Annotated in this window: 10 protein-coding genes; 7 read left to right on the top strand and 3 right to left on the bottom strand. The window is 62.3% G+C overall.

The window, feature by feature from the left end; all coding sequences use genetic code 11:
* The first annotated feature begins 193 nt into the window (after nucleotides 1–193).
* The 7 genes from RHM60_RS01275 to RHM60_RS01245 all read left to right on the top strand — a co-directional run bounded on the left by RHM60_RS01275 (nucleotide 194) and on the right by RHM60_RS01245 (nucleotide 8,323).
* Nucleotides 194–2,023, top strand: coding sequence for an extracellular solute-binding protein (locus RHM60_RS01275; protein ID WP_209981203.1), 1,830 nt, complete (start codon nucleotides 194–196; stop codon nucleotides 2,021–2,023).
* Nucleotides 2,020–3,858: an extracellular solute-binding protein gene (locus RHM60_RS01270; protein ID WP_322213340.1), complete on the top strand. Its 1,839-nt coding sequence runs from the start codon at nucleotides 2,020–2,022 to the stop codon at nucleotides 3,856–3,858. The genes RHM60_RS01275 and RHM60_RS01270 overlap by 4 nt, the downstream gene beginning before the upstream one ends.
* Nucleotides 3,859–4,932, top strand: coding sequence for a microcin C ABC transporter permease YejB (locus tag RHM60_RS01265; RefSeq protein WP_209981197.1), 1,074 nt, complete (start codon nucleotides 3,859–3,861; stop codon nucleotides 4,930–4,932).
* Nucleotide 4,933: 1 nt separating this feature from the next.
* A complete protein-coding gene (locus RHM60_RS01260) occupies nucleotides 4,934–5,953 on the top strand; it encodes an ABC transporter permease (protein WP_003235508.1) in 1,020 nt (339 codons plus the stop codon).
* A 1-nt stretch (nucleotide 5,954) separates the two neighbouring features.
* Nucleotides 5,955–7,565 carry an ABC transporter ATP-binding protein gene (locus RHM60_RS01255; RefSeq protein ID WP_209981195.1) on the top strand — a complete coding sequence of 537 codons (1,611 nt, stop codon included), beginning with the start codon at nucleotides 5,955–5,957 and terminating at the stop codon, nucleotides 7,563–7,565.
* A gap of 151 nt (nucleotides 7,566–7,716) precedes the next feature.
* Nucleotides 7,717–7,971 (top strand): hypothetical protein, encoded by a 255-nt coding sequence (locus RHM60_RS01250; RefSeq protein WP_209981193.1) that lies wholly within the window; start codon nucleotides 7,717–7,719, stop codon nucleotides 7,969–7,971.
* 22 nt (nucleotides 7,972–7,993) lie between these two features.
* Entirely contained in the window at nucleotides 7,994–8,323 is a 330-nt protein-coding gene (locus RHM60_RS01245; protein WP_209981191.1) for a DUF6388 family protein, read from the top strand.
* A gap of 7 nt (nucleotides 8,324–8,330) precedes the next feature.
* Here RHM60_RS01245 and RHM60_RS01240 read toward each other — a convergent pair whose 3' ends face one another.
* Genes RHM60_RS01240 through tssM form a run of 3 tightly spaced genes read right to left on the bottom strand, consistent with a single transcriptional unit; the run spans nucleotide 8,331 to nucleotide 13,242 of the window.
* Nucleotides 8,331–9,167, bottom strand: coding sequence for a serine/threonine-protein kinase (locus RHM60_RS01240; RefSeq protein ID WP_322213339.1), 837 nt, complete (start codon nucleotides 9,165–9,167; stop codon nucleotides 8,331–8,333).
* Complete coding sequence (locus RHM60_RS01235; protein WP_322213338.1) at nucleotides 9,164–9,883, bottom strand: PP2C family serine/threonine-protein phosphatase; 720 nt, start codon at nucleotides 9,881–9,883, stop codon at nucleotides 9,164–9,166. Before RHM60_RS01235 ends, RHM60_RS01240 begins: the two co-directional genes overlap by 4 nt.
* A complete protein-coding gene (gene tssM, locus RHM60_RS01230; RefSeq protein ID WP_322213337.1) occupies nucleotides 9,880–13,242 on the bottom strand; it encodes a type VI secretion system membrane subunit TssM in 3,363 nt (1,120 codons plus the stop codon). Before tssM ends, RHM60_RS01235 begins: the two co-directional genes overlap by 4 nt.
* Between the last annotated feature and the right edge of the window lie 13 nt (nucleotides 13,243–13,255).

The following is a 13,255-nucleotide window of genomic DNA, read 5'->3' as shown; positions in this document are numbered from 1 at the left end:
AAATACAATGTGGGACGGGGCTTGCTCCCGATAGCAGTGATTCAGCCAGCGCATGTACTGGCTGACACACCGCCATCGGGAGCAAGCCCCCTCCCACATTGGTTCTCCATCATCTAAACCGGCTTTTTCCAACCGGAACAAGCTGTTACTGTACCGACCATAAAGCCCAAGCCGCCTGGATCGGATCTCTGACTTGAAGCGTCCCCTCCTTCTACTAATAAGTCTGGCCTTGAGCTTTGGTGCGCACGCGACGATAACCGAGAGCCACGGTTACACGCAGTTCGGCACGCTCAAGTACCCGGCCAAATTTACCCATTTCGATTGGGTAAACCCTGCAGCGCCGAAAGGCGGTACCCTGCGGGTGATGGCGTTTGGCACCTTCGATACCCTCAACCCCTACACCTTCAAGGGCTCAAGCCCGGTTTCCACGCCCAATTTCCTGCAATACGGCGTTAACGAGTTGAACGAGCCGCTGATGGTCGGCACCGGCCAGTACGCGCCGTCCGGCGACGAGCCTGCTTCCAGTTACGGCCTGATTGCGCAGTCGGTGGAATACAGCGAGGACCGCAGCTGGGTGGTGTTCAACCTGCGCCCGCAAGCGCGTTTTCACGATGGCAAGCCGATCACCGCCTACGACGTCGCGTTTTCCTATCGCACCCTGCTCACCGAAGGCCATCCGCAATACCGCACCAACCTGCAGGAAGTAGCGCGGGTGGACATTCTCAACCGCCATCGCATCCGCTTCGTGTTCAAGCGCGCGGGCAACCCGTTGCTGATCCTGCGCCTGGGCGAACTGCCGGTGCTGCCCCAGCATTACTGGAAGCACCGCGACTTCAAGGCCACTACCTTCGAGCCGCCCCTGGGCAGCGGCCCGTACCGCATCAGCAAGGTCACCCCGGGCCGGCAACTGGTGTTCGAGCGGGTCAAGGACTACTGGGGTAAGGACCTGCCGGTCAACCGGGGCTTTTACAACTACAACAAGGTCGAAGTGGAGTTCTACCGCGACAGCGATGTGGCGTTCGAGGCATTCAAGGCCGGCGAGTTCGACATTTATATCGAGCACCAGGCCAAGAACTGGGCCAATGGTTACAACTTTCCGGCGGTCAACCGTGGCGAGGTGATCAAGGCGCAGATCGCCCACCAGATCCCCACCCAGAGCCAGGGCCTGTTCATGAACACCCGACGGCCCACCTTCAGCCAGACCAAGGTGCGCGAAGCGCTCGGGCTGATGTTCGATTTCGAGTGGACCAACCGCGCCCTGTTCAGCAATGCCTATAAGCGCGCCCTCAGCTATTACCCCAACAGCGAGTTCGCTGCCACTGGCATACCGGTCGGCCATGAATGGCTGATGCTCTCGCCCTACCGCGACCAGTTGCCGCCCAACCTGTTAACCCAAGCCTTCAGCCTGCCGCAGACCGACGGGCGCGGCATCCCTCGCGAAACCCTGCGTCGTGCCCTCGGCCTGCTCGGCGAGGCCGGCTGGAAACTGTCGGGCCAACGCCTGCTGAACAAGGACGGACAACCGCTGCGCTTCGAGATCCTGCTGGTCAATCCGAACCTGGAGCGCATCCTGCAGCCCTATGTCGAGAACCTGATCAGCATCGGCATCGATGCCCGCCTGCGCACCGTCGACCGCGCACAATACAAGCAGCGCCTGGATCAGTTCGACTTCGACATGATCCTGATCACCCTCAACCAGACCCTCAGCCCAGGCCTGGAACAGTGGCAGTACTTCCACTCCAGCCAGGCCGCGATCAAGGGCAGCAAGAATTTCGCCGGCATTGCCAACCCGGTGGTCGATCACCTGCTGGACCAACTGCTCGCGGCCCAGACCCGCGAAGAGCAACTGGCCGCCGGCCGCGCCCTGGACCGGGTGCTGCTGTGGCAGCACTACAGCATTCCCAACTGGTACCTCAACTATCATCGCCTGGCCTACCGCAACCGGTTCGCCTTTGTCACCACGCCGCCCTACAGCCTGGGCCTGAGCGCGTGGTGGCTGAAAGCTTCGGAGAAAGCCCAATGATGTCTTTGCGCAACGTTCTGCTGGGCGGCCTGTTGCTGTGCAGCGCCGCCCAGGCCGCGCCGCAGCATGCGCTGACCCTGTACAACGAGCCACCCAAGTACCCAGCCGACTTCAAGCACACCGATTACGTCAATCCGGACGCGCCCAAGGGCGGCACGTTCCGCGAGTCGAGCCTGACCGGCTTCGACAGCTTCAACCCGTTCATCAGCAAAGGCGTGCCCGCCGACAATATCGGCCTGATCTACGACACCCTGGCTACCCAGAGTCTGGATGAGCCCTTCACCGAATACGGCCTGGTGGCCGGCAAGATCGAAAAGGCCCCGGACAACAGCTGGGTGCGCTTCTACCTGCGCCCCGAGGCGCGCTTCCACGATGGCCACCCCATTCGCGCCGACGACGTGGTCTTCAGCTTCCAGACCCTGATCAAGGACGGCACCCCGCTCTATCGCACCTACTATGCCGATGTCGACGAAGTGATCGCCGAAGACCCGTTGCGCGTGCTGTTCAAGTTCAAGCGCACCAACAACCGCGAGCTGCCGCTGATCCTCGGCCAACTGCCGGTGCTGCCCAAGCACTGGTGGGCCAACCGCGACTTCAACAAGGGCAACCTCGAGTTCCCCCTCGGCAGCGGCCCTTATCAAGTGGCCGAAGTGAAGGCCGGCCGGTCCGTGCGCTATGAACGGGTCAAGGACTACTGGGGCAAGGACTTGCCGATCAACAAGGGCCTGTACAACTTCGACAACCGCATCACCGACTATTACCGTGATGCCACCGTGGCCCTCGAAGCGCTCAAGGCCGGGCAGTTCGATTACTGGTCCGAGTTCAGCGCCAAGAACTGGGCGAATGCCTACAACGTTCCGGCAGTCACCCAGGGCCGACTGATCAAGGAAGAAATCCCCAACGGCAACCCCACCGGCATGCAGGGTTTTGTGTTCAATATCCGCAAGCCGATGTTCCAGGACGTGCGCGTGCGCAAGGCCATCAGCCTGTTGCTGGACTTCGAGTGGAGCAACAAACAGCTGTTCAACGGCGCCTATACCCGCACCCGCAGCTATTTTGAAAACTCCGACATGGCCGCCACCGGCCTGCCCGGCCCCGATGAACTGAACATTCTCGAACCGCTGCGCGACAAAATCCCGCCCGAGGTATTCACCCAGGCCTTCGAGCCGTCCAGAACCGACGGCAGCGGCATGATCCGCGCCCAGCAGCGCGAGGCCTACCAATTACTGCAGCAGGCCGGCTGGAAGATCGTTGACGACAAGATGGTCGACACCACCGGCACACCGGTGACCATCGAGTTCCTGCTGGCCCAGACCGAGTTCGAACGCATCCTGCTGCCGTTCAAGCGCAACCTGGCGGACCTGGGCATCAACCTGGTGATTCGCCGGGTCGACGTGTCCCAGTTCGTCACCCGCCTGCGCTCGCGGGACTTCGACATGGTGGTGGGCAGCTTCCCGCAATCCTCGTCGCCGGGTAACGAACAACGCGAGTTCTGGAAGTCCACCAGCGCCGAAAAGCCCGGCAGCCGCAACTACATCGGCCTCAAGGACCCGGCCATCGACCAACTGGTGGAGGAACTGATCGATTCGGACTCGCGCACCAGCCTGATCGCCCACGCCAAGGCCCTGGACCGCGTGCTGCAATTTGGCTACTACGTGATTCCCAACTGGCACATCAAGACCTTCCGCGTGGCCTACTGGAACAACCTCGGCCATCCGAAAGTGTCCCCGCTGTACGACGTCGGCACCGCCACCTGGTGGGCCAAACCCAATGTGCCGCCGGTAACCGCCGCAGGCACCCAAGCTGACGCCGATCCGGCGAAGGGAGGCGATTGAATGCTGGCCTATATCGTTCGCCGCCTGTTGCTGATCATTCCCACCCTGTTCGGGATCCTGCTGATCAATTTCGTCATCATTCAGGCCGCCCCCGGTGGCCCGGTGGAACAGATGATCGCCAAGCTCGAAGGCTTTGAAGGCGCCACCAGCCGCATCGCCGGCGGCGGTGCCGAAGTGGCCGTGGCCGGCTCCAGCTACCGTGGCGCGCAGGGCCTGGACCCCGCGCTGATTCAGGAAATCGAAAAAATGTACGGCTTCGATAAATCGGCGCCGGAACGCTTGTGGATCATGGTCAAGAACTACGCCCGGCTGGATTTTGGCGACAGCTTCTTTCGTGACGCCAAGGTCATCGACCTGATCAGGGAAAAGATGCCGGTGTCCATCTCCCTCGGGTTATGGAGCACGCTGATCATGTACCTGGTGTCGATTCCCCTGGGGATCGCCAAGGCCACGCGGCACGGCAGCCATTTCGACGTGTGGACCAGCTCGGCAATCATCGTCGGCTACGCGATCCCGGCGTTCCTGTTCGCCATCCTGCTGATCGTAGTGTTTGCCGGCGGCAGTTACCTGGACTGGTTCCCCCTGCGCGGGCTCACCTCCAACAACTTTGACGAGCTGAGCGTGAGCGGCAAGATCCTCGATTACTTCTGGCACCTGGCGCTGCCCGTCACGGCGTTGGTGATCGGCAACTTCGCGACCATGACCCTGCTGACCAAGAACAGCTTTCTCGACGAGATCAACAAGCAATACGTGGTCACCGCCAAGGCCAAGGGCTTGACCAATCACCGCGTGCTCTACGGTCACGTGTTCCGCAACGCCATGCTGCTGGTGATCGCCGGATTCCCCTCGGCGTTCATCGGCATCTTCTTTACCGGTTCGCTGCTGGTTGAAGTGATCTTCTCCCTCGACGGCCTGGGCCTGATGAGTTTTGAAGCCGCGATCAACCGCGATTACCCAGTGGTGTTCGGCACGCTGTTCATCTTCACCCTGCTGGGGCTGGTGGTGAAACTCATCGGCGACCTCACCTACACCCTGGTCGATCCGCGTATCGACTTCGCCAGCCGGGAGCATTGAGATGAATCTGTCCCCCCTCAATCGCCGCCGGTTCGAGCGGTTCAAGGCGAACAAGCGTGGCTGGTGGTCGCTGTGGCTGTTCCTGATCCTGTTCGGCCTGAGCCTGGGCGCCGAGCTGATCGCCAACGACAAGCCACTGGCCGTGCACTACGACGGCGACTGGTATTTCCCGGCGCTCAAGCGCTACCCGGAGACCACCTTCGGCGGCGAATTCCCGCTGGAAGCCAACTACAAAAGCCCGTACATCCGCGAACTGCTCAAGGCCAAGGACGCCTGGACCCTGTGGGCGCCGATTCCGTTCAGCTACCAGAGCATCAACTACGACCTTAAGGTGCCGGCTCCCGCGCCACCGTCCAGCGTCAACCTGCTGGGCACCGATGACCAGGGTCGCGATGTGCTGGCGCGAGTGATCTACGGGTTTCGTGTGTCGGTATTGTTTGCGCTGACGTTGACCGTGCTCAGCTCGATCATCGGCGTAATCGCCGGCGCCTTGCAGGGCTTCTACGGCGGCTGGGTGGATCTGGCCGGGCAGCGCTTTCTGGAAATCTGGTCCGGTTTGCCGGTGCTTTATCTGCTGATCATCCTGGCCAGTTTTGTGCAGCCCAACTTCTGGTGGCTGCTGGGAATCATGTTGCTGTTCTCGTGGATGAGCCTGGTGGACGTGGTGCGCGCCGAGTTCCTGCGCGGGCGCAACCTTGAATACGTGCGCGCAGCCCGGGCACTGGGCATGCAGAACGGCGCGATCATGTTCCGCCACATCCTGCCCAATGCCATGGTCTCCACCATGACCTTCATGCCCTTCATCCTCACCGGCGCCATCGGCACCCTCACCGCCCTGGACTTCCTCGGCTTCGGCCTGCCGGCCGGCTCTCCGTCGCTGGGCGAACTGGTGGCCCAGGGCAAATCCAACCTGCAGGCGCCGTGGCTGGGCATCAGTGCCTTTGCCGTGCTGGCGATCATGCTGAGTTTGCTGGTGTTTATCGGCGAGTCCGCTCGCGATGCCTTCGACCCGAGGAAATGAGATGAATCAGGACAATCTGATCGAAGTCCGCGACCTCTCCGTCGAGTTCGTCACGGGCGAGCACCACCACCGGGTGGTCAACAACCTCAGCTTCGACATCAAGCGCGGCGAAACTCTCGCCCTCGTAGGCGAAAGCGGGTCCGGCAAATCGGTGACCGCGCATTCGATTCTGCGCCTGCTGCCCTACCCGCTGGCGCGGCATCCGAGCGGCACTATCCGCTATGCCGGGCAAGACCTGCTGACGCTCAAGGAAAAGACCCTGCGGCATATTCGCGGCAACCGCATCGCGATGATCTTCCAGGAGCCGATGACCTCCTTGAACCCGCTGCACAGCATCGAAAAACAGATCAACGAAGTACTCGGCCTGCACAAGGGCCTCACCGGCAAGGTGGCCACCCGACGCACGCTGGAACTGCTCGAACTGGTGGGCATTCCCGAGCCACACAAGCGCCTCAAGGCCCTGCCCCACGAACTGTCCGGTGGCCAGCGCCAGCGCGTGATGATCGCCATGGCCCTGGCCAACGAGCCGGAACTGTTGATCGCCGACGAGCCGACCACCGCCCTCGACGTCACCGTGCAACTGAAAATTCTCGAACTGCTCAAGGAACTGCAGGCGCGGCTGGGCATGTCGCTGCTGTTGATCAGCCACGACTTGAACCTGGTGCGGCGCATTGCCCATCGGGTGTGCGTGATGCAACAGGGTTGCATCGTCGAACAGGCCGACTGCGAGACCTTGTTCCAGTCGCCGCAGCACCCTTACACCCAGGAACTGCTGGCGGCGGAACCCAGCGGAGGGCCGGCCACCAATGAAGTTGGGCCGCCCTTACTGGAAGTCGACGACCTGAAAGTCTGGTTCCCGATCAAGAAGGGCTTTTTGCGCAACACCGTCGATTACGTCAAAGCGGTGGACGGCATCAACTTCAGCCTGCCCCAGGGCCAGACCCTGGGCATCGTCGGTGAGAGCGGCTCGGGCAAATCCACCCTGGGCCTGGCGATCCTGCGGTTGATCGCGAGCAAGGGCGGCATTCGATTCGAAGGCCAGCAGTTGGATCAGCTCACTCAGCAACAGGTGCGGCCGTTGCGTCGGGAGATGCAGGTGGTGTTCCAGGACCCGTTCGGCAGTTTGAGCCCGCGGATGTGCGTCAGTGAAATCGTCGGTGAAGGCCTGCGCATTCACAGGATGGGCACGGCGGCCGAACAGGAAGCGGCGATTATTGCAGCGCTCAAGGAAGTAGGCCTGGACCCGGCGTCGCGGCACCGGTACCCCCACGAGTTTTCCGGAGGGCAACGCCAGCGTATTGCGATTGCACGGGCGCTGGTGCTCAAGCCCAGGCTGATTTTGCTCGACGAACCGACTTCAGCGCTGGATCGCACGGTGCAGCGCCAGGTGGTGGAGTTGTTGCGTGGGTTGCAGGCCAAGTACAACCTGACCTACTTGTTCATCAGCCATGATTTGGCGGTGGTCAAGGCATTGAGTCATCAGTTGATGGTGGTAAAACAGGGGCAAGTGGTGGAACAGGGCGATGCAGCGACGATCTTTGCCAATCCCCAGCATGGGTATACGCGTCAATTACTGGAGGCTGCTTTTCTGGTGCCTGCTGCGGGGGCGTAACTTCGGTATTCGTCACTAAATAAATGAACTTTCTGCTCTGGATCAATCCCTAAACCTGCCTAATCGTTATCATCGGTGACGCTTTCAGGCGCGGTGGCTCACCTCCACTCTCGCCTGAGAGGAAGTCATGCACCGCAGAGGTAAGCCCGGGATGCAACACAAACTGTCGAACAACCTGCAACCATTGCTGTTCAAGGCCTTGCTGTGGCTGGGCGGGGTCGCCCTGCTGTTCCTGATCAAGGACGTAGTCGAGATATTTTCAGACGAACCGGTCGCCGGAACCTGGGTGGACCTGACGCTGGTACTGACGGCCTACCTGATGTTCTTTCTGTTGCAGCCGATCAGTTCCAGAATCGACCGTCGTCTGCGCAAACGCGCACGGCGCAACCTGCAGACCGACCTCTGAGATCTTGCAAAGGAGCACGCCCTTGTCCCAACCCGGCGATAACCATCAACTGGCCCTGGATCGCTTCCTGAGCGATCACCCGGCACTTGCAACCGAGCTGGACACCCTGAACCCGCTCGCCGCCCGGGCCAAGGGTGAAACCCTGGCCGAATACCGCGCCGAGCGCCTGAACGAAGCCTTTGAAGCCGAAGCCGAGCGTCAGGGCCTGTTCGCCTGGGAGTTGACACTCAAGCTCACCGCCGAATCGCCCGAAACCTTCGCCGCCCAACGCCTCGAAGTGCACAGGGAAGTGGCACAAATGGCCGGCCTGAGCTGGTCGGAATATTGCGAGCTGTATGACGTGGCCGAGTAACCCCGAGCTACACGAACCAGCGCCATGATCGACCAGCCACTGCCTCCCGCATTTCCGCAACCGTGATCGTTCGTTGCTGCGGATCCATCGCCAACGCCGCGCGCAAGGCCGACCAGCAATGGCGCGGTAACTGGCGGGGTCGTTTGAGCACATGAGTGGGGTGGCGTTCACCCGGACGCCGCCTTTGCGCCATTGCGTACAACACGCACGCTACGCCATACACATCCGCCGACGCTGAAAGCTCTCCCCCGCCCAGCAGCTCCGGCGCGGCATAAGCGGGCGTCCAGGCGCTGATGCGATGGCGGTCCAGACCTGGCAGCCCGGTCACTGCCTGCGACTGGCCCAGGCCAAAATCGAACAGGCGTATCCCCGTCTCCCCCACCATGACATTGCCCGGCTTCACGTCGCCATGCAGCACGCCCCGCCCATGGGCGTAGGCCAATGCGTCCAGCAGTTGCGATGCCATTGGCTGCCACTCATGCCAGCCGAGGCCGTCAGGACGCTCCAGCATGACCCGGTCGAGGGTCATGCCGTGCATCAACTCCATGGTGAAAAACGCCAATTGGCGGGAGGTGTCGACGTCGAACCCGAATAGGCGAACCACTCCAGGGTGCGACAGGCCGCGTGTCAGGGAGAACTCGCTGTACAACAGCACATGGCCATCGGGGCACTCGGAAAAACATTCGCCGAGCACTTTCAAGGCGACGCTGGAGCAAGGCTCGCCAAACTGCTCATGCAACAGGTCGCGGGCGCGGTAGACCACGCCCATGCCTCCGATGCCCAGCACGCGTTCGAGCCGATAGCGACCGGCGAGCAGGTCGCCGGTGCACAGGAGCGTTGTCATCGCTGGATCACCACGGCCGTGAGGTCGTCTCGCGCCGCGCCGCACAATACCGACTCAAACACCCGATCCAGCATCTGTTGCGGTGTGTCCAGGCTCAACGCCTGGCCCAGCTCGCCATGATCGAGTGCCTGGTAGACACCGTCGCTGCACAGCAGAAATACATCGCCAGGACGTGTACCGAGTTCCAGCACCTCAAGATGCAAGCGCTCGCGCGCGCCAACCGCCCGGGTCAGCGACCTGGCATCCGGCTGGGCACCGGCCTGCTGCGCGCTCATCCGGTGCTCTTCCATCAGTTGCCGCATCCGCGAATGATCCCGGGACAGCAGGTAAAGCCTGCGCCCACGCCACAGATAGCAGCGGCTGTCCCCCGCCCAGACACACGCCGCGCGATCGCCTTCCAGCAGCAGTGCTACAACGGTGCTGCCGATAATGTCATGCGGGCCCTGGGCCGTATGCCGCAGCTTCCGGTTGACCTCTTGCAGGCAACACCGGACAGCGCCCACGCGCTGATCAAGGTCGCCGTGGCCAGCCATTGACGCCAGGTTGCTCACCACCCACTGGCTGGCCACGTCCCCGGCGCGATGCCCACCCATGCCATCCGCCACCGCCCAACACCCCCGCTCGGGGCAGTCGAGCAACGCGTCTTCATTGCGTGAGCGATCCTTGCCGCATAGCGTATGACCGGCACTGCGCCAGCGCGCAGGCGCCTGGCTCACAATTGCTCCGGCAACCGGAAGGTGCGCCAGTCCGCCATCTGGAACGGGCTGGGCGTCCGCTGACTGGTCAGCAGGTAATTGGCGCGCAAGCCTGCGAGGTCGGACTTGAGCACTTGCGCATCCCGACCGCTGGCGGGCTCGCTGTGCAGCAAGTCAAACAGCCTGAACAGCGACCAGGCTCCGCTATTTTTTTCAATACCCAGCGGCCGCTCGGCGCCCCGTTCCAGCACCAGGCTGCTGCGGCCATTGTCACCCTCGACAGGCCACTGGAACGCCATGGGTACGATGGGCCCATGGCGGTATTCCAGCTGTTGATCGCCCAGGCGCAGGATGGCGCGATTGACCGCCTGATCCAGGCTGTAGGGCGCCAGGCTGAAGCGCACCGACAACTCGCCCTGCTCGCTGAAAAATCCGCGCCGGATAAGCTGCACCTTGCTCAGTTGATCCAGCAGCGCGCGCGACACAGGCAAGCTGCGACCGTCGATGCCCCGCAGGCGATGCCGACTGCCATCGGCGCTGATAAAAGGTCGCAGGTAGGTCTCCTGAAACCTTGCCAGCACGCCCTGAGGGCCGAAAAATTCCTGAAAGTCACTGAGGGCGACATCGCCGCCCGCGGTGGCATTGAACGGATACCGCTGGCGAATGGCTTTGCTGTAAACGCTGTACACCTCGCTCTGGTAACGCTGGTTCACATGCACGTAGGCCTCCTCCAGCAGGCGCTGCCAGGTGTCATCCGCAATCGCGCCGACCCACGCAGACAGCGGCAGCGGCAACCGGGCTGCGCCGTCGCGCAAATTGCCGAGCAGATCCTGCTGGCCATCCATGCGCCGCTTGACCCTGTGAAAGGCCGCCTGCTCCGGCGAACTTTCCCGAGTCAGCGTCGCCAGTTGCAGCTGCAACTGATCGGACAGTTGCAGCACATGGCTCACTGCCGTGCCAGGGTTGTGCTGCTCATCCAGCAACTGGTGCAAGGGCTCAAAACGTCGCTGCAACGCGCGTCGAGCGGTATCCGCCTGGGTATGCCCCAGCAATGGGCTGGCCAATATGGCGCCTGCCGCTTCGACCTTTGCGCCGAGCTCCCTGGCCTGACGCGCAACGTCGCCCAGGCGCTCGCTCGTGGGCAACAACCGGGTATTTTCCCTGACCTGCTGCAACACCTGCACCAGTGGCGACTGAGCTGAAGTGAGGCCGGCCAGTTGCTCGGCAGCTCTTTTGAGGCTGTCGGTTTCCTGCAGCCGGATGCGCCCCAGTGCATCGCTCCAGGCCTCGGCGTACTCGCTGAAGTAGCGTTGTTCCAGTTCGAGCATCAGCCGGCGCAAGTCCATCGCGCTGAGGTCACTCGCCTCACCGAGCACCCAGTTATCCTGGGCGATGGCATTCACCAGGCGCGCACCCTGCGCCTCGAAATACAGCCAGTATTTTTTGCTGTAGAACCCCGGTATTGGCTGATCACTCGCAGCGAACAGGCTGCCCTCGGCAAGCCGCAAAGGCTCCAGGTTACGTGCCTGCTCTCGCAGCATCCGATAAACCACATCGGCCAGGGACTCACCGCGCAAGGTCTGGCGTGCCTGCGCCACCAGGTCATCGTCAAGCGGCGCCACGAAGGTTTGCCCCAGCAAACGCGCCAGGTGCAGGTTCAAGCGCGTTTGCGCCGAGCTGTCGGCGGCGTGGCGTGCAGACCACAGCGCGGCCATATGCTGCGTCAGCCAAGGATTGTCACGACGTTCCGGCAGCGCCAGCATCAGGTAGGCGCGCAGGTTGTCCAGCAGACGTTCACGGTCACCGAGATTGTTGCGCACCTGCTCTTCAAGCAACGCAGCCACGCGCGGCAACAATTGTTGCTGCAGGGATTGTGCGTAGGCATCCATCAACGTCGGGCGGCTCGCCGCGCCCTGATACAGTCCCGCGCGCTCCAGCCAACCGACCTCCCGCGATGGTGGAAAAACCCCGGTTGCCGCCAGGCGCGCATCCAACAGCGGCAATGCCTCCAGCGTATCGTCCGTCACCGGCAGCTCCACTGCCAGTGCCACCAACCGCGTCAGACGCTGCTGATTGAGCGCATAACTGTTTGCCCACAACCACCCCGCCGCACCGATAACAAGCGACGCGGCCAGCGCCCCTGCCCACTGGCGCCGGCGAATGCGCTGTTGCTCCTGGCCGTGGAGCGCAGCCAGGCCTGCCTCGGCAAAAATCACCCGGTTGAACAGGCCCTGGATAAAACGGGCACGCGGCTCGGCAGCACTGGTCAGGTAAAAGCCGCGCAAGCCGTTGATGCGCTGGTAGCGATGCGCTGAAAAACCCGATTCGATAAACACGCACAGGCGCTCGCCCAGTTGCGCCGCGTGCTGTGCAAAATCCAGCATCGGCCCACGATGCTGCAGGTTACGCTGCTGGTGCAGACGCGGGATCAGCTCACCACTCAAGCGCTGTAACAAGGCTTCGAACGCCTGGCGCACCTGGGCTATTTCGACTCCCCCCGCGTCTGCAACCAGGCACTCCCCCAGTACCGCTTCGGCAGCATCACCCTGGGTTGAATCGAAGTATTCGGCAAAACCCGTCAATCGGTCGGCCTGGGTCAGGACCAGGTAGACAGGCACGTCCACATGCAGGCTTCGCTGAATGTCCTGCAGCCGTGTATGCACATGCCGCGCGTGATGGTCCAGATCGTGATCGTTCAGGCCCAGCAGCGTTTCCACCGACAGAGTCACCACGACGCCATTGAGCGGACGCGCACGCCGGCGTGTCCTCAGCAGTCGCAGCAGCATCGACCAGCCCGCCGCGTCCACCGCCCGATCGGCCTGGGTCAGGTAGCGGCCGGCGGTGTCGACCAGGACCGCGTCATCGGCAAAATACCAATCACAATAAGGTGTCTGTCCGGTCGACGTGGGTTCGAGCCGGTCGAGCGGAAATTGCAGGCCACTGGCGGCCAGCAGGCGTGTCTTGCCACTCTGCGTCGCACCAATCAGCAGGTACCAGGGCAAATCGTCACGCCAGCGCTGGCTGCGCTCGCCGTATCGGCCAGAGGTTTTCAGGGTGTGCAGCGCTTCCTTGAAGCGACCTCGCACGTGGTTCTGCTCGTTTTCAATGCGCTGGTATTGCGTCTGGTCGGCCTGGTGCTCAGGCGTTCGAAGGCGCGCTGCACGCCGCGCGCCGGCCACAACCATGGCCAGCCCCCACAGCAGAAACAACACGCTGATGGTCAACAGGCGAGCAGTCGACGACGCCCAGAACCGGTAATCGTCCACCGCCAGCAAAGGCCCCACGAACCAGACCAGCAGTGCGCTTGAAAACACCAGCAGCAGGCTCCACACCCACATCTGAGCCAGCACGGCGCCCGCGTTCCTTACGAATGCGTTCATTCATTGCTCCATC

The organism is Pseudomonas sp. MH9.3 (assembly GCF_034354675.1).
Classification (GTDB): Bacteria; Pseudomonadota; Gammaproteobacteria; order Pseudomonadales; family Pseudomonadaceae; genus Aquipseudomonas.
The sequence above is the reverse complement of the archived record's forward strand: the minus strand, read 5'-3'. Positions and strand labels throughout refer to the sequence as shown.

What these genes read in the sequence shown, in the direction of transcription:
- RHM60_RS01260 (WP_003235508.1), top strand. Translation starts at nt 4,934, where the DNA reads ATGAATCTGTCCCCCCTCAATCGCCGCCGGTTCGAGCGGTTCAAGGCG.
- RHM60_RS01250 (WP_209981193.1), top strand. Translation starts at nt 7,717, where the DNA reads ATGCAACACAAACTGTCGAACAACCTGCAACCATTGCTGTTCAAGGCC.
- RHM60_RS01255 (WP_209981195.1), top strand. Translation starts at nt 5,955, where the DNA reads ATGAATCAGGACAATCTGATCGAAGTCCGCGACCTCTCCGTCGAGTTC.
- tssM (WP_322213337.1), bottom strand. Translation starts at nt 13,242, where the DNA reads ATGAACGCATTCGTAAGGAACGCGGGCGCCGTGCTGGCTCAGATGTGG.
- RHM60_RS01265 (WP_209981197.1), top strand. Translation starts at nt 3,859, where the DNA reads ATGCTGGCCTATATCGTTCGCCGCCTGTTGCTGATCATTCCCACCCTG.
- RHM60_RS01240 (WP_322213339.1), bottom strand. Translation starts at nt 9,167, where the DNA reads ATGACAACGCTCCTGTGCACCGGCGACCTGCTCGCCGGTCGCTATCGG.
- RHM60_RS01270 (WP_322213340.1), top strand. Translation starts at nt 2,020, where the DNA reads ATGATGTCTTTGCGCAACGTTCTGCTGGGCGGCCTGTTGCTGTGCAGC.